Source organism: Mesorhizobium shonense (genome assembly GCF_040545255.1).
Taxonomy (GTDB): domain Bacteria; phylum Pseudomonadota; class Alphaproteobacteria; order Rhizobiales; family Rhizobiaceae; genus Mesorhizobium; species Mesorhizobium shonense.
In genome coordinates this window covers 309,673-332,130 of record NZ_JBEPLM010000002.1, presented here as the reverse complement: position 1 = coordinate 332,130, position 22,458 = coordinate 309,673, and the positions used below count along the sequence as shown (strand labels likewise).

Here is a 22,458-nt window from a genome sequence, read left to right as displayed (position 1 = left end):
GAGAGGGTAAGGGTGAGGGGCAGCGCCAACCTGCACAGTTGGAAGTAACATCTATGAAGTCCCATTCCACCGTCCCCGCCACGATGGCCGCCGTGCAGCTCACCGGCCATGGCGGCCTGGAAAAACTCGTCTACCGCACCGATGTGAAGGTGCCCTCGCCGGCTGCCGGCGAAGTGCTGGTCAAGGTCACCGCCTGCGGCATGAACAACACCGACGTGTGGGTTCGCCAGGGCGCCTATGGCACGGAGGAGGACGCGGCCGCGGTGTCGACCTGGCGCCGGCAGGGCAACACGCTGACCTTCCCGCGCATTCAGGGCACCGACACGGTCGGCACCATCGTCGCCGTCGGTGACGGCGTTTCGGCCGACCGCATCGGCGAACGTGTCATGGTCGACTTCTCCATCTACAACCGCGACGACGATTCGCTTGCCGACATCGACTATATGGGCCACGGCCGCGATGGCGGTTATGCCGAATACCAGGCGCTGCCGGCCGACAACGCGCATGTCGTCGACACCGACTTGAGCGATGTCGAACTCGCCACCTTCTGCTGTGCCTATCTCACCGGCGAGCAGATGCTGGAGCGCGCGGGCTTGAAAGCCGGCGAGCGGGTGCTGGTCACGGGCGCCTCCGGCGGCGTCGGCTCCGGCATTGTCCAGTTGGCACGGGCGCGCGGCGCCATTCCCTATGCCATCGTCGGCAAGGGCAAGGAGCAGGCCGTGCTCGACATCGGCGCCGAAAAGGTGATCACGCGCGGCGTGGCCGATCTGCCGGCCGCCGTAGCCGAGGCGACCGCTGGCCAACCCATCGACGTCGTCGCCGACCTCGTCGGCGGCGCGATCTTCAACGACCTGCTGCGGATCCTCAGGCCCGAAGGCCGCTACACCACGGCGGGCGCCATCGCCGGACCGGTGGTGCAGCTCGATCTCCGCACCATGTACCTCAAGCAGCTGCAGCTGCACGGCTCGAGCCAAGGGACGCGGGCGGATTTCCGCCGCATCGTGCGTTACATCGAGGAAAAGAAGATCAGGCCGCTGGTCGGCGGCGTGTACAAATTGTCGGACTTCCACCACGCCCAGACGGACTTCATGGCCAAGGACTTCGTCGGCAAGCTGGTGGTGGTGCCGGACGCGATAGCGAACACGAGCAAATAACCGTCGATGGCGGCCGAGGGCTCGACCTTCGCGCTCAGCCCTTGCGCTCCTGCAGGATGTTGCCGCCGTCAACGACGAGAACGGCGCCGTTGACGTAGCTGGCGCCGTCGGACGCCAGGAACTTGACGGCAGCGGCGACTTCCTCAGGTGTGCCGGCGCGGCCAAGCGGCGTGTTTTGCGCGGCGACGAGCTCTTCCGGCGTCGAAGCGCCGGTGGCGATCCAGCCCGGCGCCACGGCATTGACCGTGACGCCGCTGCGGCCGACCTCGAGGGCAAGCGCGTGGGTGAGACCGACCATGCCCGCCTTGGCGGCGGAATAGGCGGCCTCGCCTTCATTGGAGACGTAGGGTCCGGTGACCGAAGCCATGTTCACCACGCGTCCATGGCCGCGCTGAACCATGCCGGCCAGAAATCCGCGTGTGCTCAAGAACGCGGTCTTCAAGCTGACATCGATGCCCCGGTCCCAGTCGCTTTCGCTGAGATCGAGAAATCGCCGCTGCAGCGCCGGCTCGGCCACCGTGCCCATTCCGGCATTGTTGACGAGGATATCGATCGCGCCGACCTCCGAGCATAGCCGCTCGACATCCGCCGCGCGCGTCAGGTCGGCCACGACCGCACGAACGTCGAGCCCGTCGGCCCGCAACTCTTCGGCGCGTTGCTCGACGCGTTGCGACGAAGCGGTGATGGCGACCGAAAGACCGGCTTCGCCAAGCGCACGCGCGACCGCGACGCCGATGCCGTCGGCGGCGCCCACGCCGGTCACCAGCGCCTTACGGGATTTGCGGAACACGGTCATGGACCCTCCAGGCGATGAAGCCGACGCCGCAATTCAGTATCCGGCGCTGACGCCGAAATCGATCGGAAGCGCCGCTCCGGTGATCGGCGCCGCGCCAGGCTGGCAAAGGTAGCGAATGAAGGAAGCGATCTCTTCCACGGTGATGAAGCGAGCTCTTTCCCCTTGCGGGTAGTGCCCCAGAAGCTTCCGCTTGTAACCGTCCGGGTCATTTCCGCCATAGGTCTTCGCCTGATACTCGATCATCGGCGTCGCCGTGTCGCCGGGACAGACGGCGTTGACCCTGATGCCGTGCGGCGCAAGCTCCAGCGCGAGAGCCTTGGTCAAAAGCACCAGCCCGCCTTTGGAGGCGCAATAGACCGCTGCGCCGTTGTTGCCGACGATGCCGGCGTCGGACGCGATGTTGATGACGACGCCTTGCGCCGCCGACAGATGCGGAATGGCGGCCGAGATCAGGAAGAATGCGCCTTTCAGATTGACGTCGAGCACCAGGTCCCATTGCTCTTCGCGGACCTCGCTTGCCGCCCCCTCCAGCCAGACGCCTGCGGCGTTCACGAGAATGTCCAGGCTGCCTCCCCACTCGCGGGCTTTGTCCACCGCTTCCCGGCAGGCGGCTGCCGAGCGGATGTCGAGCGGCAAGCCGATCGCCTTCGCGCCGGTCGCAGCAATCCTTGCCACGGCGTCATTGAGTTTCGAGCCGGGAAGATCGGCGAGCGCGATCCGCTCGCCGTCTGCCGCGAGGCGAAGTCCGGTCGCGAAACCCATCCCTCCGGCGCCGCCCGCGATCAGGACCGTCCTGCCAGCCATTCGATAACCTCCACGAAACGTCGCCGCGAACACATGCCAACCATGTCCGGCAGAGATGTCGCATGGACCACTTCGGATAAACAATGATCCCAAGAGGTTTGGCCCTGCGGCCGACGATCACCCCAGTTCCAGCGTCGTGATGCCGAAAACCTTCGACGGCGCATTGCCGGGCTTGCCGCCCTTGTACATGCGGGTCGTGGTGAAGCCTGGAACCATGCCGGCCGCTTGAAGCATTGCGGTGAACTCGACCTGGGTGGCCGGCACGTCGATATGCAGCGCTTCGTCTTCTGTCTTGCCCGCCAATCCCGCCACCAACGCCAGGGCTATGTTCATGTCCTCCGCGAACAGCGGCCCAATCTTGAAACCCTCCCGGCACCGGCGCGCCACCCCATAGCCAGCAATGCCGGCCGGACCGGCGGACACCAGCGCTGTCTGGGGCGGCTGCAGCCATTCCCGCAGGAAGGCCTCGCGCGGCGCCGGGAAGCATCGGCGGTCGTAAGCCAGGATCTCGGCTGTGCGGGCGGTCGTCACGGGCAGGACGTCGCTGGCGCCAGCCAGCCCGACGGCGCGCCCGCTGTAGCGGACGGTCTCATAGGCGGGCACGAAGCCCTTGCGGCGGTAGTTGGCCCGCTGCTCGGCTACGCCGTCGAGACCGATGATGCGGTTGCCGAGCCGGGCCATGCCGGCGTCCCAGACCGCCCTGCCGTGGCCTTCGCCCCGCCGATCGGGCCGGCAGATGTAAAGGCCGATGAAGCCAAAACCCGCGCCATAGGCGACGGCCGAAACGCCGGCCACCATTTCGCCGTCGTCGAAAGCGCCGACAAAGCCTTCCGGATCGGCCGCCCGAAAAGCGACGGCATCGCCAAGGCCTGGATTCCAGCCCTCCCCCGCCGCCCAGTCGACGAGCATTTCCACCTCGCTGGCGGTCAGCGTTCGGATCGTTCTCGGCATTGTTTCACTCGGCGGCCTCGGCCGAAGGACCTCGATCCACCACGATAGGTCGTCGCTCGCGGGTTGCAAGGGCCATGCTTGAACGCCCGCTCACCCGCGCGGCGAAAGGCACGTGTCGAGCGGGCCGCGGGCCTGACTACTGTTGGAACGGGTTTTCCGAACCGATGCAAGGGGTTAGCGAGGAACGCGGCAAAACGTCTGCTGTTGTTCCAATAGGCAACTGGACACAACCGTCGTAGGCTGGGAATCTTCATTTGCCGTTGCTTGGAATCGAATGGAGTGCCGCAGGAAATGCCGCTGAGTGCCGAAGAGATCGCCAGTCATCCGGCAGCGCTTCGTCATGTTCAGGAACAGTCGCGCGCGCTCATTCATGTCTACGAAACCAGCCCGCGCCTTGCCGCCGTCTTTGCCACCCAGCAGCGTTGGCTGCTCGGCCATGTCGGGCTTGCCCTTCATTTCAGGCGAGACCCCAATGACCGCCGCACCGAAATGACGGTGGCGCGTTTCATCGAGGCCGTGCGCCGCAATTCAGTGGCCAGCCGCAACACCGCCGAGGCGTTTGTCAAGGAAATGCTGCATTACAACATCGCCGAATATGTTTCGAAGAGTGGCGACGGCCGCGCCCACCCCTTGCGGGTCAGCGCGGCCACCATTGAGACCTTCACCAGCTGGATCCATGCTCATTTGAGAACGCTCGATCGCATCGACGGCGGGAACCGGCTGGCAACGTTCCTCGAGCGACCCGATATGCTGGCGAAGCTGCAGCCGTTGATCTGCGACGGACTGCTCGCATCCGATCCGGTGCGGGAACCCGAACAAACCTTCTCGCTGTTTATCTGGCTGAACAATGGCGGCATCGTCATGGACTGGCTGATGTCGGGCATCGATCCGGAGGACGCCGACCTCGACAAGATACCGACCAGCGTCATTTCGATCAGCGAATTCGCGCATTGGCTGAAGCTCTCGCGTACGCATTTGGCGCGCAAGCTCCACGATGCCGAAGCCCTTGGCAGTATCGGCTGGGTCGGCCAGCGCGGGCATTCCGTCATGTGGGTTTCGCGGCAGTTCTTCGACGAATACATGGCTGTCCAGGCAGCCAAGCTCGCTATCGTCGATGCGGCCTTCGAGGCCTGTTTTCCCCCCGGCAGCGAAAACTGAGCACCGCCCGTTTGCAACTCAGGCCCAACCGGTAAAAACCGGCGGTTGCGCTGGCGGGCGCCGGCCGAAACTGCTATCCAGATCCGGGCATTGCGATATCTGGCGCGGATTCTGGGGGGATGGCGCTGAACTTCGAAGACATTACCGGCCATCCTGCGCTGCGTGCTTGCATCCAGGCGCAGGCGCGGGCGATGTTGCGGGCCTATGAAGGGAACCCGAGGGCGTCGTCGGTCTTTGCCACCCAGCAGCGCTGGCTGATGGCCCATATCGGTCTTGCCCTGCATTTCCGCAGGGACCCCAGCGACTATCGAAAGGAGCTGACGGCCGCGCGTTTCGTCGACGTCACCCTTCAGCATTCGGTGGCCAGCCGCAACACAACCCACGCCTTCATCAAGGAAATGCAGCACTACAATTTCATCGTCGATGCGCCTGGCAGTGACGACGGCCGCATTCGCCCGTTGCAACCAACGGCCGCGGCATTGGCGGAGCTGACAGGTTGGGTTGTCATGCATCTCAAGACGCTTGACGATCTCGATGGCGCGAACCGGCTGGCGACATTCCAGGCACGGCCGCAAATGCTTGCGCAGCTGCAGCCGCGGATCGCGGACGGGCTGGTCTCGTCCGTGCCGGTGCGCGAGCCGAAACGGACTTTCTCGCTGTTCACCTGGCTCAACAATGGCGGCGTCGTCATGGACTGGCTGATGGCCAGCGTCGAACTCGAGAACGTCGGCCAGGAGCATATCCCGACCGGTATCCTCTCGATCGGCGATTTCGCCAGGTGGCTGAAGCTGTTGCGCACCCACCTGGCGCGCAAATTGCGCGACGCCGAGATGCTCGGCAGCGTCGGCTGGCTCGGCCAGCGTGGGCATTCCGTGATGTGGATCTCGAACGAATTCTACGGCGAGTATGTGACGGCGCAGGCGGTCAAGCTCGCCATCATCGACGCGGCCTTCGCCGCTTGCATGCAGAACGCGGTCTTCCGGCAAGCCGGAGCGAGGTCAGCATCATAGCGAGGCTGACCGCCCCAGACCGCGTTTGCCGTCTTCAGTCGATGTCGAACGACACGCCTTGCGCCAAGGGCAGCGCCTTGGAGAAGTTCACCGTATTGGTGGCCCGGCGCATATAAGCCTTCCACGCGTCCGAGCCGCTCTCGCGGCCGCCGCCGGTCTCCTTCTCGCCGCCGAACGCGCCGCCGATCTCGGCACCCGAGGTGCCGATATTGACGTTGGCGATGCCGCAATCCGAGCCGTCGACGCCGAGGAAGCGCTCCGATTCCTGCAGGTCACGCGTGAAGATCGACGACGACAGGCCGGCGCCGACCGCATTGTGCAGGTCGAGCGCCTCGTCGAAATCGGAGTACTTCATCACATAGAGGATCGGTGCGAAGGTCTCCTCCGTCACCGGCGAAACTTGGCTAGGCATCTCGACCAGCGCCGGATGCACATAGTAGGCTTCCGCGTGGCCATTCTCGAACCGCGCGCCGCCGGTGACCTTGCCGCCATGCGCTTGCGCCTCCTTGAGCGCTTTCTGCATGTTGTCGAAAGCGGCCTTGTCGATCAGCGGGCCGACCAGCGCCGACGTCTCCAGCGGATTGCCGACCGAGACACTCTGGTATGCCTTCTTCAGGCGCGGCAGCAGCGCGTCATAAACACTCTCATGCACGAACAGGCGCCGCAGAGTCGTGCAGCGCTGCCCGGCCGTGCCCATGGCGCCGAAGGCGATGGCCCGCAGCGCCATATCGAGATCGGCGGTCGGGCAGACGATGCCGGCATTGTTGCCGCCGAGCTCCAGCACCGCGCGAGCGAAGCGCTTCGCCAGCCGCGGACCGACCTCTCGGCCCATGCGGGTCGAGCCGGTGGCCGAAACCAGCGGCACCTTCGGATGGTCGACCAGCACCTCGCCGGCGGCGCGGTCGCCGATCAGCACCTGCAGCAGGCCTTCCGGCGCGTCGGCGCCGAAACGCTTGGCGGCGCGCTTGAAGATCGCCTCGCAGGCAAGTGCTGTCAGCGGCGTCTTTTCCGACGGCTTCCACACCACCGCGTCGCCGCAGACGAGTGCAAGTGCCGCGTTCCACGACCACACAGCGACCGGGAAGTTGAAGGCCGAAATTACGCCGACGACGCCGAGCGGATGCCAGGTCTCCATCATGCGATGTCCGGGACGTTCGGTGGCGATGGTCAGGCCGTAGAGCTGGCGGGAAAGGCCGACCGCGAAATCGCAGATGTCGATCATCTCCTGCACTTCGCCGAGGCCCTCGGACGGGATCTTGCCGACCTCGATCGACACCAGCCGGCCAAGCTCGGCCTTATGCGCGCGCAGTTCCTCGCCGAGCAGGCGCACCAGCTCGCCGCGCTTCGGCCCCGGCACCAGCCGCCAGGCCTGGAAGGCCTTGTGCGCGGCATCGATGGCCTTGCCGGCATCAGCCGCCGAAATCGACTTCAGCGCCGCGATCTGCTCGCCCGTCACCGGGCTGCGCACGATGAGGTCGCCGCCGGAAAGCGCATCCTTGGCAACGCCCAGTTTCTCCAGAATTGAGGCCGTTTCCTTCGCTATCGTCATTTTGGTCCCTTTCAAATCCCGCCTGGATATGGCGAGCGTCGAAGCCTTGCGCCGTGCCTTGCCGTGCCCTTGGGCACGTCCGGGCGCCTTTGATGGCGTGGCATTACTCGTTTCAGGAAAAAACCGCCACCCCGGCATGGTCCAAGGCCGGTGCGCTAAATTGGGCCAGAAACCGCTACTCGCTATCAGCGCGCCTTCTGGATGGAGGACTTCTCAGCGCTTTCCTTGATCAGCCGGTCGATATGCATGCGGATATGCGCCGCCTCTGCGGCGGTATTTGCTAGAGCTATGGCGCGGTCGAAGGCGACGCGCGCTTCCTCATTGCGGTCGAGTTGCATCAGCAAACCACCCCTCAGCCCGAAGAAATGGAAATAGCCGGACAGCCTGTCCTCCAAAGGCTCGATCATGGCTAAAGCCGCTTCCGGGCCGCGCACCTTGCTCACCGCGACGGCGCGGTTGAGCGTCACCACCGGCGACGGCTGCATCTGCTCGAGCAGGCCGTAGAGCAGGTCGATCTCGGTCCAGTCGGTATCCTCGGGCGTTGCCGCCCGCGCATGCAGCGCTGCGATCGCCGCCTGCACCTGGTAAGGGCCGGGCTTGCGGTGGCGCAGCGCCTTGTCGACCAGGGCCAGGCCCTCGTCGATCATCTTGCGGCTCCAGAGCGACCGGTCCTGGTCTTCGAGCAGCACGATCTCGCCATTTTCGTCGAAGCGCGCCGGCGCGCGCGCATGCTGGAGAAGCAGCAGCGCGGTCAGTCCCATGATCTCCGGTTCCTGCTGAAACAGCCTGAGCAGCAGCCTGGCGAGCCGGATCGCCTCCTCGCAGAGCGGCGCGCGGACCGGCGCCTCGCCGCCATTGGTCGAGTAGCCCTCGTTGAAGATGAGATAGACCATGGCGGCAACCGCCGCGAGCCGCTCGGAACGCTCGACAGCGCCGGGCGTCTCGAACGGCACGCCGGCGTCGGCTATGCGCGCCTTGGCGCGGGTGATGCGCTGCTCCATGGCGCTCTCGCCGACGAGGAAGGCGCGCGCGATCTGCTTGACTGTGAGGCCGGAGACGATGCGCAGCGCCACCGCGATCTGCTGCGTCGCCGGCAGGTCCGGATGGCAGCATATGAACAAGAGCCGCAATATGTCGTCGCGATAATGCGCGCCGTCCAGCCGCTCGGCCATATCGCCTTCGGCATCCTCGAGATCGGAAATCTGGTCCTCTTCCGGCATCGGCGCCTGCTTGGCGCGCTTGCGCACCGCGTCGATGCCGCTGTTGCGGCCGACGAAGATCAGCCATGCCGCCGGATCGCGCGGCGGACCGTTTTTCGGCCAGTTCTTCAGTGCCCTGAGACATGCATCCTGGAAAGCTTCTTCCGCGGCGTCGAGGTCGCGGAAATAGCGCAGCAGCGCGCCCATCGCCTGCGGACGGGCGTTGCTGATCGCGGTGCTTATCCAGGCAAGCTCTGTCATACGGCAACCTTTGTGGGATTGAAGACCGAAACCGGTCGGATCTCGTAGGAACCGCCACTCGGATTGACCTCGGAGAGCTCGCGGGCGAACTCGACGGCCTCATCCAAGTCTTGGCATTCGAGCGTGTAGAAGCCGAGGAACTGCTCCTTGGTCTCTGCGAACGGCCCGTCGAGCACCATAGACTCGCCCTTGACCTTGCGGAGTGTCGTCGCGGCGGTGGTCGGCAGGAGACGCGCCACAGGCCCCAGCCGACCCGCCTTGGCGTATTTGTCCTGTACGTTGAGGAGCTTTGCCATCACCTCGTCGTCCTGTTCCTTGCTCCAGGAGCACACGACGTCTTCGGAGGCGTAGCAGAGGATGGCATAGAGCATGGTGCGTCCTTTCCGTATCAAAGGACGAGACAGTAGGACCCTTCCCGACACGACGTCGATAAAAAAATTTGTAGGGCGATCACGGGCTTACCTTGTCCGCCTGCCATTCGTCAGGCTCCGCGCGCCTTGAGCCATCTGAGCACCAGCGTCTCCTCCTCGTCGAGGCCCGGTATAAGACGCTTTCGCTTGTTGGCTTCCGCCATTTCGTCGAGCAGCTTCCCTTCGGACCACGCCTCGAAGACGAGTGGATGGATATAGCACTGGCGGCAGACGGCTCGCGTGTTGCCGAGCCGTTCGGCAACCTTGTCGACGATGCCGTTCATCACCCGCTTTCGCTGGGTCACGCTCTCTGGAAGCTCTGCCTGCGCAAACAGCGCTGCCGCATGGATGGTGCCGCCCCAGGTACGGAAGTGCTTGGAGCTGAACTCCGAGCCGGACGCCTCGCGGATGTAGCGGTTGACGTCCTCCGACCGCAGCGGTCGCCGATCGCCGCCTTCGTCGAGATATTGGAACAATTTCTGGCCGGGCAGGTCCTGGGCGCCGCGCACGATTTTGGCTACGCGGCGGTCGACCAGCCTCAGCTTCCATTCCTTGCCGGATTTGCCCTTGAAGGCGAACCGCAGGCTGGAGCCGGTGATTTCGACATGGCGGTCGCGCAAAGTGGTCAAACCGAAACTCTTGTTGTCGCGGGCATAGGCGGCATTGCCGATGCGGATCATGGTGTTGTCGAGCAACCAGACCACCGAGGCGACCACACGTTCCAGCGACAGGCCATGCCGGCGCAGGTCAGCATCGATCTGGCGCCGGAGATCGGGCAACGCCTCGGCAAAAGCAACGAGACTGGAATATTTGACACCGTCCCGCTCTTCGGTCCACTGCCGGTGATAGCGGTATTGCTTGCGTCCGCGCTGATCCCGGCCGGTCGCCTGGATATGGCCGTTCGGATCGGGCGAAATCCATACGTCCGTCCACGCCGGCGGAATGACGATCGCCTTGACGCGGGCGAGCGTCGCCGCGTTCACCGGGTTCCCGTTCGGGCCGAGGTAGGAAAATCCCTTTCCTTTTCTCAATCGGCGAATGCCGGGATCGGCGTCGCTGACATAGCTGAGCGAGGCGCGATCGGCGAAACCTTGCGCCCCGTTCCTTTGCATTTCCTCCCCACCCGTCGGGCGGCCGGAGGACGATTGTGCTCGTTGCAGCATGATGGCTCCACGGAACTGGTCCGTAGATAAGCGGCGCAACAGGCAGCTGGTTCCACCGTTCCCAAAGCGCGCCCCCAGCCCGTCGATGGCGCAGCCCGGATCGCGACCGATGCCAACCACGCAGCTTTCAGGCAGCGACCGGAATGACATCGACGGCCTGCTCACCGACCTGGCCGCCGGTGGTTTTCAGCACGCCGACGATCGGCGCCACGTCGGAATAGTCGCGGCCGTACCCGACGGTGATATGGTCGTTGCTCGCCCGCATGCCGTTGGTCGGGTCGAATTCCTGCCAGCCGGCGTCGCGGCCGCACCAGGCCTTGACCCAGGCATGCATGGCATCCGCCCCTTCGAGCCGCGGTTTGCCTTTCGGCGGAATGGTGCGCAGGAAGCCGCTGACATATCCGGCGGGGATACCCAGCCCGCGCAGCCCGGCTATCATGATGTGGGAAAAATCCTGGCAGACCCCGCGTTTCAGCGCGAAGGCGTCGCTGGCCCGTGTCTGCACGGTGGTCGCCTCGCCGTCATAGGCAAAATCGCGGTGGATGCGGTTGCAGAGATCGGCCGCTGTGGCGACGGTCGAACCTGCAAGGCTCTCCCGCGCATAGGCGCTGATCGCTGCGTCGATGCCGGCGTGATCGCTGGCGGCGAGGAAATGATGCGGCGCGGCAGGCGATAGCGAACGCACTGCATCGAGTTCCGCCCTCAAGCCGTGAATGTCGGGCGAGACGTCCAGCCCCGGCTCCGGCCGCGAGACCGACACCCGCGCGCTCATCCTGATGTCGAGCTCCTCATGCGCGTCGCGAAAGGCGATCGCGGTGACGTTGTTGCCGAAGAAATCGGAAAAATCCGCCCGCTCGGCCGGCGTCGGCGCGAAGGACAACGAGGCGGCGATAACCCTCTGCACGCCGGGAACCGTCTGCGGCAAGACGCGCACCTGATGCCGGCCGCCGCCGGCTGCGGCCGCGTAATCGTAGTGCAGATGGAGCCTGATGTCGTAGAGCATTGCCGCCTACCCGAAATAGCCCTTGGCGAGGCTGCTGTAGAGATCGCCGATCTGGTTGGCGAGTTCGTCGAGCACCTTCACGGTCATGTCGTGGGGCTCCATCACCGCGATTGCCGTGTTGAGCTGCAGGATTTCTTTCGCCGCGGGCGACATGTGTCCCTCGCCTCCGACGGGTGGCAGCATGCCGATCTCGGCCTTCAACCGCTCGAGCTGGAACAGGATGGAGCGCGGGTTGAGCGGATCGAGCGCCAGAAGGTCGATCACCGTGCGCCGCCCGGCCTGCACCGGATATTGCCGGCGGTGGGTCATCACGCTGTCGCCGATCTCCAGCATCATGTCGAGTGCGCCGTCCGGCGCGCCGTTTCCGGTCAGCCGTGCCAGCGTGCGGGCGATCTGGATGCCGCGCTCCAGCCGGCGGCCGATCTCCAGGAAGCGCCAGCCGGTGAAGCGGTACATGTTCTCGTGCAGCAGGCCGGAAAAGCCAGCAAGCTTGCGCAGCATCACGGTCATCGCCCGCGTCGCGTCGTCGCCGGGCGCCACGGTCTCGGCGAACTGATGGATGGTCTTCGACAGGTCCTTCAGCGCCAGCCAGCCGTCCGGCGAGAAGCGGTCGCGGATCTGGCCGGCGCTGTAGACGGCGCTGTCCAGCGTGCTGATCAGCCCGAGCGGGATCGCCGGCTCGACCTCGATGCCGAACGGTTCGAGATAGTCCCTGATGTCGGCAAGCAGCGGCATCTCGGGGTCGGAGGTCTCCGCCAGCCGTACATGATAGGCGCGCAGGATGCGTACCGTGTCTTCCGAGCGCTCGATATAGCGGCCGAGCCAGGTCAGGTTCTCCGCCGCGCGGCTCGGCAGGCTGCCGGGCATGGTGCGGGTGAAGCCGTCAGTCTCCTGCGGCAGCAGCGTCTCGCGTTCGACAGGCCTGTCGCTGACCACCCAGACATCCGCCGCCTGGCCGCCGCGCTGCATGGCGATCGCCGTCGGGTCGAGCGAGAAGCCGACGCGGGCAAAGCCGCCGGGCATGACGGTCCAGCCTTCTTGTGTTCGCGCCAGGTAGACGCGCAGGCTGGCAGGCCGAGGCTCCAGCACACCGCCGACAAAGACCGGCGTCGTCGAGAGCGTCACCGCTTCCTGGCCGACAAAGCCGGCGCCGTCGGCTTCGATCCGCGCGATCAGCGCCGCCTGTTCCCCTGCCGAAAGCGCCGAACCGAGCTGCGTTGCGCCGTCGTCCTCGAAAGCGAGCCGTGTCGACAGCGCCGGGCCAACCACCAGGCGGTCGATATTGGCCAGCACATGGTCGCGCTCGATCTCCTGCCCGCACCACCAGGTGGCGATGCTCGGCAGTTTGAGCTCTTCGCGCTGCAACTCGCGCGCGATCCTCGGCAGGAAGGAAAGCAGCGCTCGGGTTTCCATCAGGCCTGAACCCAACGCATTGACGGCCGAGATCGTGCCGCGACGGATTGCCTCGACCAGCCCCGGCGTGCCGATCTGCGAGTCCGGCCTGAGCTCGAGCGGATCGGCGAAGGCGGCATCGAGGCGCCGCCACAGCACGCCGATCGGCATCAGCCCCGAAACGGTGCGCACCATCAGCCGGCCGCCGGACACCGTCAGGTCCTCGCCCTCGAGCAGCATGATGCCGAGATAGCGCGCGATATAGGCATGCTCGTAATAGGTCTCGTTGAGCGGCCCGGGCGTCAGGATGGCGACACGGCCGCCGGAATCCTTCGCCATGCCGTTCAGCGCGTCGCGGAAGCGGCGGAAGAAGCCGGCAAGCCGGTGCACATGCAGCTCGCCATAGATGTCGGACAGAGCGCGTGTGGTGGCGACGCGGTTTTCCAGCGCGAAGCCGGCGCCCGACGGCGCCTGCGTGCGGTCCCCCAGCACCCACCAGCGGCCATCCGGTCCGCGGCCAAGCTCGAAGGCGACCATATGCAGGAAATGACCGCTGGCCGGACGGACGCCGACGACCGGGCGCAGATATTCCGGGCTGGCCGCGATCAGCCCTGCCGGGAGGATGCCTTTCTCGATCAGCCGGTTCGGTCCGTAGAGATCGGCGAGGATCGCCTCGAACAGGTCGGCGCGCTGGATGAGGCCGGCGCTGATCTCGGCCCATTCCTTTTCGTCGATCAGCAGCGGGACATGCGCCAGCGGCCATTCGCGCTCGTTGGCGCCGGCCTTGTCATAAACGCGGTAATAGACGCCGGCGTCGCGCAGATATTGGTCGGCGCGGATAAAACGCTGTCCGAGCGTTTCCGCCCCCAGTTCGTCCAGCGCTTCGATGAAGGACCGCCAGGCAGGGCGGGGATTGCCTGTGGCGTCGACCATCTCGTCGACGACGCCGTCGATCGGCCGATAGAGCCTCAGCAGGCTCCGCGTCCGCGGCCTGCCGCCCGCCCGTTTCTGATTCCCCTTTGCCATGGTCGATCAGAGTCTCGCCGGGCGTCTCAGGTCAAGGGTCATGGGAAAGTCTTCAGAAGCTTCTTCGGCGGTGAGCACATAGCCGCCGGGCGTATGACCGCGCGGCTCGAAGCGGGCCAGCCGCCGCGCCTCGGCCTCGTTGCCGTTGACGGGGAAGGTATCGTAGTTGCGGCCGCCCGGATGTGCGACATGGTAGACGCAGCCGCCGATAGAGCGGCCCGACCAGCGGTCGTAGATGTCGAAGACCAGCGGCGTGTTGACCGGCAGGGCCGGATGCAGGCCCGACGCCGGCTGCCAGGCCTTGAAGCGCACGCCCGCCACCGCGACCTCGCGGTTGTCGGTCACCTTCATCGGCACGATACGGCCGTTGCAGACGATGGCGTGGCGCTCAGGATTGAGGCCTTCGGTTCGCACCTGCAGCCGCTCGACCGAGGAGTCCACAAAACGGACAGTGCCGCCAATGGCACCCTGCTCGCCCATCACGTGCCAGGGCTCCAGCGCCTGTCTCAATTCCAGCTTGACGCCGGCATGCTGAACCTCGCCGCAGAACGGAAAACGGAATTCGAGCTGGGCGGCGAACCATTCGGGGCGGAAGTCGAAGCCGTTGAGCTTCAAATCCTCCAGCACGTCGAGGAAATCCGCCCAGACATAGTGCGGCAGCATGAAACGGTCGTGCAGCGAAGTGCCCCAGCGCACGAAACGGCCGTCGAGCGGGCTCTTCCACGCGCGTGCGATGATCGCGCGAACCAGCAACTGCTGGGCCAGCGACATGCGCGCATTGGGCGGCATCTCGAAGCCGCGGAATTCGACCAGGCCAAGCCTGCCGGTCGGGCCGTCAGGCGAGAACAATTTGTCGATGCAGATTTCCGAGCGATGCGTGTTGCCGGTCACGTCGGTCAAGAGATTGCGGAACAGCCGGTCGACCAGCCACGGCAACGGCGCCTCGCCCTTGTCGGGATGCGGCACCTGCGCCAGCGCAATCTCCAGCTCATAGAGCGAATCGTGCCGCGCCTCGTCGAAGCGCGGCGCCTGGCTGGTCGGGCCGATGAACAGGCCCGAGAACAGGTAGGAGAGCGAGGGATGCCGCTGCCATTCTAGCACCAGGCTTTTCAACAGGTCCGGCCGGCGCAGGAACGGGCTGTCGTTGGGCGTCGCGCCGCCCACCACGACATGGTTGCCGCCGCCGGTCCCGGTGTGGCGGCCATCGATCATGAACTTGTCGGTGCCGAGCCGCGACTGCCGCGCTTCCTCGTAGATCGCGGTCGTCGTGGCGACGCATTCCCGCCAGTTGGCCGCCGGGTGGATATTCACCTCGATGACGCCGGGATCGGGCGCCACACGGATGACGTTGAGGCGCGGATCGTGCGGCGGGCTGTAGCCCTCGATATGCACCGGCAGGCCGATCGCCTTCGCCGCATTCTCGGCCGCCGCCACCAGTTCGAGATAGTCTTCCAGCGCCTCGACCGGCGGCATGAACACGCAGAGACGCCCGTCGCGAGGCTCGACGGTGAGCGCGGTACGCACCGCGCCGCCGATTTCGGTGAGCTGCTGCTCGACACGGTCCTGCTGCGCGGTGGCCGCCGTGAAGGAGGCTTCCGTCTGCTGCCGCGCCGTTTCATCGGCGCCGCCTGCTGGCGCTTCTGGCAAGATGGCCTCGCGCGCCGGCAGCGGCCCGCGCGGCACCGACGGATCGACCGGCACGATGTAGGGGAATTGCGCCGGCGGCACGTAAGGCAGCGTGCCAAGCGGCAGGCGGTAGCCGACCGGTGAATCGCCTGGCACCAGGAACAGCCGGCCGCGCCGGGTGTTCCATTTCTCCGAACGCCAGCGTTGCCCCGCGGCCTGGCTGTTCCAGCGCTGGACCGGCAGCACGTAGCCGGATGGCTTGGTCAGGCCGCGCTCGAACACGCGCGCCATGCGGCTGCGTTCTTCCGGATCCTCCAGCTTGGAATTCGACGGATCGACATTGTCCGGCAGCTTGCCCTCCTTGAGCAGCCATTCGGCCGGATCCTCATAGGCCTCGCCGACCATCGATTTCTCGATGCCAAGCTCGCCGGCGATCGCCTTGAGCAGGCTTTCGGCCTGCTGCGGGCCGATATCTCCCTCGCTCTTTTCGCGGGCGATCAGCGAAGGGTCACTCCATACCGGCTCGCCGTCGGTGCGCCAGTAGAGCGAGAAGGTCCAGCGCGGCAGGCTCTCGCCCGGATACCATTTGCCCTGGCCGTAATGCAGGAAGCCGCCTGGCGCGAAGCGCTCGCGCAGCCTGCGGATGAGCTGGTCCGCCTTGTCGCGCTTGGTCGGACCGACGGCGGCCGTGTTCCATTCCGCGGACTCGAAATCGTCGATCGAGACGAAGGTCGGCTCGCCGCCCATGGTGAGGCGCACATCGCCTTCGTTCAGCGCGGCATCGACCCTGTTGCCCAGCGCGTCGAGCGCCTGCCAGCTTTCGTCGGAGAACGGCTTGGTGATGCGCGGATGCTCGGCGATACGGTCGACCCGCATGTCGAAGTCGAAATCGACATTGGCGAAGCTCGCCATGCCCGAGATCGGCGCGGCATTGCGGTAATGCGGCGTCGCCGCCAGCGGCACATGGCTTTCGCCCGTGAGCAGGCCGGAAGTCGGATCGAAGCCGATCCAGCCGGCGCCCGGAATATAGACCTCGCACCAGGCGTGCAGGTCGGTGAAATCGACCGAGGTTCCAGCCGGTCCGTCCAGCGAAACCAGATCGGGCTTGAGCTGGATCAGGTAGCCGGACACGAAGCGCGCGGCGATGCCGAGGTTGCGCAGGATCTGCACCAGCAGCCAGCTTGAATCGCGACACGATCCCTTGGCCGCGGCCAGCGTCTCCTCCGGCGAGAAGACGCCGGTCTCCATGCGCACGATATAGGCGATCTCGCGCTGCAGCCGAGCATTGAGGTCGACGAGGAAATTGACGGTGTTCTTCGGGCTACGGTCGATGCTTTGCAAGAATTTCGACAGCAACGGCCCCGCCGCCTCCGGCGTCCGGTAGATGGCGAGGTCCTCTCTAATCTCTTCCGGATAGTCGAACGGGAAGTTTTCGGCCGCCTCCTCGACGAAGAAGTCGAACGGGTTGTAGACCGTCATGTCGGCGACGAGATCGACCTCGATCTTGAGTTCCGTTACCGGCTCCGGGAAGACGAAGCGGGCAAGGAAGTTGCCGTAAGGGTCCTGCTGCAGGTTGACGAAGTGGTCCTTCGGCTCGACCTTCAGCGAGTGGCTGAGCACTTTGGTGCGCGAATGCGGCGCCGGCTGCAGCCTGATCACCTGGGGACCGAGCACCACCGGCCGGTCGTATTTATAGTGGGTCAAGTGATGGACGGCTGCCAGAATTGCCATGGTGCCCCGGAGAATGGCGTTTTACCGCCAGACCCTGACACAAGTCCTGGGCATTCTCCAAGCAGAGATGTTGCGCTGCACCTAATTTAAGCAACTATCATAGCTTCACGAAACAGAGCACTCCGCTCCCTGACGGCAAAGCGTTGCAGCCGCACAGGGCCAACGCTGGCGGGACAGCACCCCCCTCTGTCCTGCCGGACATCTCCCCCTCAAGGTCCCTCAAGGGGGGAGATTGGCAGCTTCGTCGCCGGCGCCTTCCTGCAACGCTGGAGATTGGCGAAAGCCGGCGAATATCTGATCTCCCCCCTTGAGGGGGAGATGGCCGGCAGGCCAGAGGGGGGCGCGAAGGAACTCGGCGGCTCCAGTCTTGCTTCGCTTCTGCTCCGCCAGAGGATGACGAAGCGGATGGGTTAGCCGGCTTAGAAAAACGCCTGGATCCCCGTCTGCGCCCGTCCCAGGATCAGCGCATGCACGTCATGCGTGCCCTCATAGGTGTTCACCGTCTCCAGGTTCTGCGCGTGGCGCATCACGTGGTAGCCGATCTGGATGCCGTTGCCGCCATGCATGTCGCGCGCCTGGCGGGCGATGTCGAGGGCCTTGCCGCAATTGTTGCGCTTGACGATCGAGATCATCTCCGGCGCCATCTTGCCCTCGTCCATCAGCCGGCCGACGCGCAAGCTACCCTGCAGGCCGAGCGCGATCTCGGTCTGCATGTCGGCGAGCTTCTTCTGGAAGAGCTGCGTGCCGGCGAGCGGCTTGCCGAACTGTTTGCGGTCGAGGCCGTATTGCCGCGCCCGGTGCCAGCAATCCTCGGCGGCACCCATGGCGCCCCAGGAAATACCGTAGCGCGCGCGGTTGAGGCAGCCGAACGGTCCTTTCAGGCCCGAGACGTTGGGGAGCAGCGCCTCTTCGCCGACTTCGACGCCTTCCATCACCACCTCGCCGGTGATCGACGCGCGCAGGCTGAGCTTGCCTCCGATTTTCGGCGCCGAAAGCCCCTTCATGCCTTTTTCCAGCACGAAACCGCGTATCTGGTTGTCGTGTGCTGCCGACTTCGCCCAGACGACGAAGACGTCGGCGATCGGGGCGTTGGAGATCCACATCTTGGAGCCGGAAAGCCTGTAGCCGTTCGCCGTCTTCTCGGCGCGCGTCTTCATGCCGCCCGGGTCGGAGCCGGCGTCCGGCTCGGTGAGGCCGAAGCAGCCGATCCATTCGCCGGAGCCGAGCTTCGGCAGGTATTTCTTGCGCTGCTCCTCCGAGCCATAGGCGTGGATCGGATACATGACCAGCGACGACTGCACGCTCATCATCGAGCGGTAACCGGAATCGATGCGCTCGACTTCGCGCGCGACCAGGCCGTAGGTCACGTAGCCGGCGCCGAGCCCGCCATATTCCTCCGGAATGGTAATGCCGAGCAGGCCAGCCTCGCCCATCTCGCGGAAGATCGAGGGATCGGTCTTTTCCTCGGCATAGGCTTCCTCGATGCGGGGCGCGAGCTTGTCGGCGGCGAACGCCGCCGCGCCGTCGCGCACCATGCGCTCATCCTCGGAAAGTTGATCCTCGATCAGGAAAGGATCGTTCCAGACGAAGGCGTTCTTCTCGGCGGCCATGACCGTGTGCTCCCGGCAAAATCTTGGATTGCCCGGCTTATCGGCCTCCACATGGAAAAAATCAAACAAAATTGCATCACGGATCAATGAAGGTTAGTAATGGATCATGAACGTCCAGCGCCGCCTTTTGCCGAACATCAGCGCCCTTGCCGCCTTCGAGGCGGTGGCGCGCCTTGGCTCCTTCACCGCCGCCGCGCGCGAGCTCGCTCTAACACAAGGGGCCGTCAGCCGGCAGATCGGCCTGTTGGAGGAACAGTTCGGCCGACGATTGTTCGACCGCGACAGCCGCAATGTCCGGCTGTCGACGGCGGGAGAAATCTACGCCGAGGCGGTGCGCTCGGCGCTGGGCCAGTTGCGCGATGCCGCGCTTGGATTGATGAGCAATCGGCATAGCGGCGTCCTCAACCTTGCCATCCTGCCGACCTTCGGCACGCGCTGGCTAATGCCGCTGATCCCGGATTTCGTCGCCCGTCACCCCGACGTCACCATCAACTTCGCCACCCGTATCGGCCGCTTCGACTTCGCCCGCGAGCGGCTCGACGCCGCGATCCATCACGGCATGCCCGACTGGCCGGACGCGGACTGCACGCTTCTGATGCGCGAAACCGTGATGCCGGTGGTTTCGCCGGAATTTCTCGCCACCCGCGACGTCGCTACGCCGGCCGACATCAGCCGCCTGCCGCTGCTGCATATGGCAACCCGCCCGGGCGCATGGAACGAGTGGTTCGAAGAGCAGGGGCTCGAGGCGCCGACCGGTCCCGGCATGCAGTTCGAGCAGTTCGGCACGGTCGCGCAGGCCTGCATGGCGGGCCTCGGCGTGGCGCTGCTGCCGGAAATCCTGATTGCCGGAGAATTGCAGCGCGGCCAGCTGGTGCCCACACCCGGAAACCCGATGCAGAGCCGCAGCGCCTATTATCTCGTCGTGCCGCACGACAAGCGCGGCCATCCGCCGGTCGCCAGTTTTCGCGACTGGCTACTGGGCCAGATCAGCAAGGAGCCTGCTATCCTGGCGTGGTAGCTGCTACTTCCGCTTCATCGCTTCCGGCTGTAAGCGCAGCGTCATTGCGGCTTGCGTTTCGACAACTTTCGCATCGAGCTTGCTTTTGATCCGGGCGAAAGCCTGGTTTCCGTCGACCGAACTGCCACTCGCCATGCCATCGTCCCAAAGACGCCCCAACTCGTGGACACTCACTTCCTCGAAACTTGCCATATCGCGCCTCTCTCCACACACGGATGGTAGATAACGCTCTACCGATTGCAAGGAACCATTCGAGGCTACTTCCGCTTCATCGCCTCAGCGAGCGCCGCGCCAAACGCGCCCTGCACCGGTCTTTCCGGCTGGCGCTGCGGTGCCGGCGAGCGCGGCGCTGGCTTGCCGCCGCCACCGTCACGCTGGCCGCCACGCGAAGCTCCGCCATCGCCGTCCTTGCGCATAGAAAGCCCGATGCGGTTGCGCTTGATGTCGACGTCGACGACCCGCACCTTCACCACATCGCCGGCCTTCACCACCTCATGCGCGTCCTTGATGAAGCGGTCGGCCAGTTGCGAGACATGCACCAGCCCGTCCTGATGCACGCCGATGTCGACGAAGGCGCCGAAGGCCGCGACATTGGTGACGGTGCCTTCGAGCAGCATGCCGGGTTTCAGGTCCTTGATGTCGTCGACGCCCTCGGCGAAGGTCGCCGTCTTGAAGCCGGGACGCGGATCGCGGCCGGGCTTTTCCAGCTCGGCGATGATGTCGCGCACCGTCGGCAGGCCGAAACGCTCGTCGACGAAGACGCGCGGGTCGAGCGCCTTGAGCGCCGCGCTGTCGCCCATCAGCGAGCGCACGTCACGCCCGCAGGCAGCGACAATTCTTTTTGCCACGCCATAGGCCTCCGGATGCACTGAGGAAGCATCGAGCGGCTCCGCGCCATTCGGAATGCGCAGGAAGCCGGCGCACTGCTCGAACGCGCGCGGCCCGAGACGTGACACATTGAGCAGATCGCGGCGTGTGGCGAAGGGACCGCCGGCATCGCGATGCGCGACGATCGCTTCGGCGAGCGACGGCCCCAGCCCAGAAACCCGCGCCAGCAGCGGCGCCGACGCCGTGTTGAGGTCGACGCCGACGGCATTGACCGCGTCCTCAACCACCGCTTCCAGCGAGCGGCCGAGCCGGTATTGGTCGACATCGTGCTGGTACTGGCCGACGCCGATCGACTTCGGCTCGATCTTGACCAGCTCGGCGAGCGGATCCTGCAAGCGCCTGGCGATCGACACCGCGCCGCGCAGCGACACATCCAGGCCGGGGAATTCCGCCGCTGCGGTCGCCGAAGCCGAATAGACCGAAGCGCCAGCCTCGCTGACGATAACCTTGAGCGGCTTCGACCCGCCATCCGCAGGCAGGCTGGACAGCAAGTCGGCCACCAGCTTCTCGGTCTCGCGGCTGCCGGTGCCGTTGCCGATCGAGATCAGCTCGACCTTGTGCTGGCGGATGAGGGCGGCGAGTTCGGCTTGCGTGCCGCGCACATCGTTCCTCGGCGGAAACGGATAGACCGTCGTCGTCGCCACCAGCTTGCCGGTGCCGTCGACCACCGCCACCTTGACGCCGGTGCGGATGCCCGGATCGAGGCCCATGGTCGGTCGCGAGCCGGCCGGCGCTGCAAGCAGCAGGTCCTTGAGATTGCGCGCGAAGACATGGATCGCCTCTTCCTCGGCCCGCTCGCGCAAGTCGCGCATCAGGTCGAGCGTGAGGTGCAGCGACAGCTTGATCCGCCAAGTCCAGCCGGCGACCTCCATCAACCATTTGTCGCCCGGCAGATTGCCGCCGATGGCATAGGCATTGGCGATCATGCGCTCGACCGGCTTCACCGGCGAGGCGTCGTCGGCATCGACCTCGATGTCGAGCGACAGCACTTCTTCGTTGCGGCCGCGCAGCATGGCCAAGGCGCGGTGGCTGGGAACGCCCGCCCAGCGCTCGGCATGGTCGAAATAGTCCGAGAATTTCGCGCCCGCCTCCTGCTTGCCGTCGACGACGTGAGCGCGCAGGAAGGCGCGTTCCTTCATATAGGCGCGCAGCTTGCCGACCAGGTCGGCATTCTCGGCGAACTGCTCCGACAGGATGTCGCGCGCGCCTTCGAGCGCCGCCTTGGCGTCGGGCACCTCTTCGGTGACATAGGCAAGCGCGAGCTCGGCGGGCGTCGCCGAGCGGTCGGTAAGGATCGCCTCGGCCAGCGGACCGAGCCCGCGCTCCCTGGCGATCTCCGCCTTGGTGCGGCGCTTGGGCTTGTAAGGTAGATAAATGTCTTCCAGTTCGGCCTTGGTGGCCGCCGCCGCAATCTTGGCCTCCAGTTCTTCGGTCAGCTTGCCCTGCTCGCGGATCGAACCGAGGATCGTGTCGCGCCGCGCATCGAGCTCGCGCAGATAGGCGAGCCGCTCGGAAAGGTCGCGCAACTGCGTGTCGTCGAGCCCCCCGGTGACTTCCTTGCGGTAGCGCGCCACGAACGGCACCGTCGCACCTTCGTCGAGCAGCCCAATGGCCGCCGCCGCCTGTTCCGGCCGCGAGCCGATCTCGGCCGCGATGATTGCTGCGATGCGCTTGATGTCCGACGCCATGCTGGTCCCTGTCGAAAAGAG

Annotated in this window: 17 protein-coding genes; 4 read left to right on the top strand and 13 right to left on the bottom strand. The window is 65.5% G+C overall.

The window, feature by feature from the left end:
* Positions 1-53 precede the first annotated feature (53 nt).
* On the top strand, positions 54-1,154 hold the full coding sequence (locus ABID26_RS07025; RefSeq protein WP_292303946.1) for an alcohol dehydrogenase family protein: 1,101 nt from the start codon (positions 54-56) through the stop codon (positions 1,152-1,154).
* 34 nt (positions 1,155-1,188) lie between these two features.
* Here the strand turns inward: ABID26_RS07025 and ABID26_RS07020 are convergent, their stop codons facing one another.
* The 3 genes from ABID26_RS07020 to ABID26_RS07010 form a co-directional block, all read right to left on the bottom strand.
* The gene (locus ABID26_RS07020) at positions 1,189-1,950 is read right to left on the bottom strand and encodes an SDR family NAD(P)-dependent oxidoreductase (RefSeq protein WP_292342693.1); all 762 of its coding nucleotides are present in this window, start codon (positions 1,948-1,950) and stop codon (positions 1,189-1,191) included.
* A 33-nt stretch (positions 1,951-1,983) separates the two neighbouring features.
* On the bottom strand, positions 1,984-2,754 hold the full coding sequence (locus ABID26_RS07015) for an SDR family NAD(P)-dependent oxidoreductase (protein WP_292303942.1): 771 nt from the start codon (positions 2,752-2,754) through the stop codon (positions 1,984-1,986).
* Positions 2,755-2,871: 117 nt separating this feature from the next.
* Entirely contained in the window at positions 2,872-3,705 is an 834-nt protein-coding gene (locus tag ABID26_RS07010; protein ID WP_292303940.1) for a GNAT family N-acetyltransferase, read from the bottom strand.
* Positions 3,706-3,996: 291 nt separating this feature from the next.
* Here ABID26_RS07010 and ABID26_RS07005 point away from each other — a divergent pair, with 291 nt between their 5' ends.
* Both ABID26_RS07005 and ABID26_RS07000 read left to right on the top strand, forming a co-directional pair.
* Positions 3,997-4,863 carry a hypothetical protein gene (locus ABID26_RS07005; protein WP_292303938.1) on the top strand — a complete coding sequence of 289 codons (867 nt, stop codon included), beginning with the start codon at positions 3,997-3,999 and terminating at the stop codon, positions 4,861-4,863.
* A gap of 119 nt (positions 4,864-4,982) precedes the next feature.
* Positions 4,983-5,873, top strand: a complete 891-nt coding sequence (locus ABID26_RS07000) for a hypothetical protein (protein WP_292303936.1) — start codon at positions 4,983-4,985, stop codon at positions 5,871-5,873.
* Between the two features lie 34 nt (positions 5,874-5,907).
* On the opposite strand, the gene amaB is transcribed toward ABID26_RS07000, so the two are convergent.
* The 8 genes from amaB to ABID26_RS06960 form a co-directional block, all read right to left on the bottom strand.
* Positions 5,908-7,422 (bottom strand): L-piperidine-6-carboxylate dehydrogenase, encoded by a 1,515-nt coding sequence (gene amaB, locus ABID26_RS06995; RefSeq protein WP_292303934.1) that lies wholly within the window; start codon positions 7,420-7,422, stop codon positions 5,908-5,910.
* A gap of 185 nt (positions 7,423-7,607) precedes the next feature.
* Positions 7,608-8,882 (bottom strand): RNA polymerase sigma factor, encoded by a 1,275-nt coding sequence (locus tag ABID26_RS06990; RefSeq protein ID WP_126098147.1) that lies wholly within the window; start codon positions 8,880-8,882, stop codon positions 7,608-7,610.
* Positions 8,879-9,253, bottom strand: coding sequence for a YciI family protein (locus ABID26_RS06985; RefSeq protein ID WP_126098146.1), 375 nt, complete (start codon positions 9,251-9,253; stop codon positions 8,879-8,881). The genes ABID26_RS06990 and ABID26_RS06985 overlap by 4 nt, the downstream gene beginning before the upstream one ends.
* Positions 9,254-9,363: 110 nt before the next feature.
* Positions 9,364-10,455 (bottom strand): DNA topoisomerase IB, encoded by a 1,092-nt coding sequence (locus tag ABID26_RS06980; protein ID WP_126098145.1) that lies wholly within the window; start codon positions 10,453-10,455, stop codon positions 9,364-9,366.
* A 127-nt stretch (positions 10,456-10,582) separates the two neighbouring features.
* Positions 10,583-11,458 (bottom strand): transglutaminase family protein, encoded by an 876-nt coding sequence (locus ABID26_RS06975; protein WP_126098144.1) that lies wholly within the window; start codon positions 11,456-11,458, stop codon positions 10,583-10,585.
* A gap of 6 nt (positions 11,459-11,464) precedes the next feature.
* A complete protein-coding gene (locus ABID26_RS06970; protein ID WP_292303929.1) occupies positions 11,465-13,876 on the bottom strand; it encodes a circularly permuted type 2 ATP-grasp protein in 2,412 nt (803 codons plus the stop codon).
* 6 nt (positions 13,877-13,882) lie between these two features.
* Entirely contained in the window at positions 13,883-17,233 is a 3,351-nt protein-coding gene (locus tag ABID26_RS06965) for a transglutaminase family protein (RefSeq protein ID WP_292342702.1), read from the bottom strand.
* 419 nt (positions 17,234-17,652) lie between these two features.
* The gene (locus ABID26_RS06960) at positions 17,653-18,843 is read right to left on the bottom strand and encodes an acyl-CoA dehydrogenase (protein WP_292339153.1); all 1,191 of its coding nucleotides are present in this window, start codon (positions 18,841-18,843) and stop codon (positions 17,653-17,655) included.
* Positions 18,844-18,949: 106 nt separating this feature from the next.
* Here ABID26_RS06960 and ABID26_RS06955 point away from each other — a divergent pair, with 106 nt between their 5' ends.
* A complete protein-coding gene (locus ABID26_RS06955; RefSeq protein ID WP_354414650.1) occupies positions 18,950-19,861 on the top strand; it encodes a LysR family transcriptional regulator in 912 nt (303 codons plus the stop codon).
* Positions 19,862-19,864: 3 nt separating this feature from the next.
* Here ABID26_RS06955 and ABID26_RS06950 read toward each other — a convergent pair whose 3' ends face one another.
* Positions 19,865-20,053 carry a hypothetical protein gene (locus tag ABID26_RS06950; protein ID WP_354414648.1) on the bottom strand — a complete coding sequence of 63 codons (189 nt, stop codon included), beginning with the start codon at positions 20,051-20,053 and terminating at the stop codon, positions 19,865-19,867.
* A 65-nt stretch (positions 20,054-20,118) separates the two neighbouring features.
* Positions 20,119-22,437 carry a Tex family protein gene (locus ABID26_RS06945; RefSeq protein WP_354414645.1) on the bottom strand — a complete coding sequence of 773 codons (2,319 nt, stop codon included), beginning with the start codon at positions 22,435-22,437 and terminating at the stop codon, positions 20,119-20,121.
* Positions 22,438-22,458: the final 21 nt, after the last annotated feature.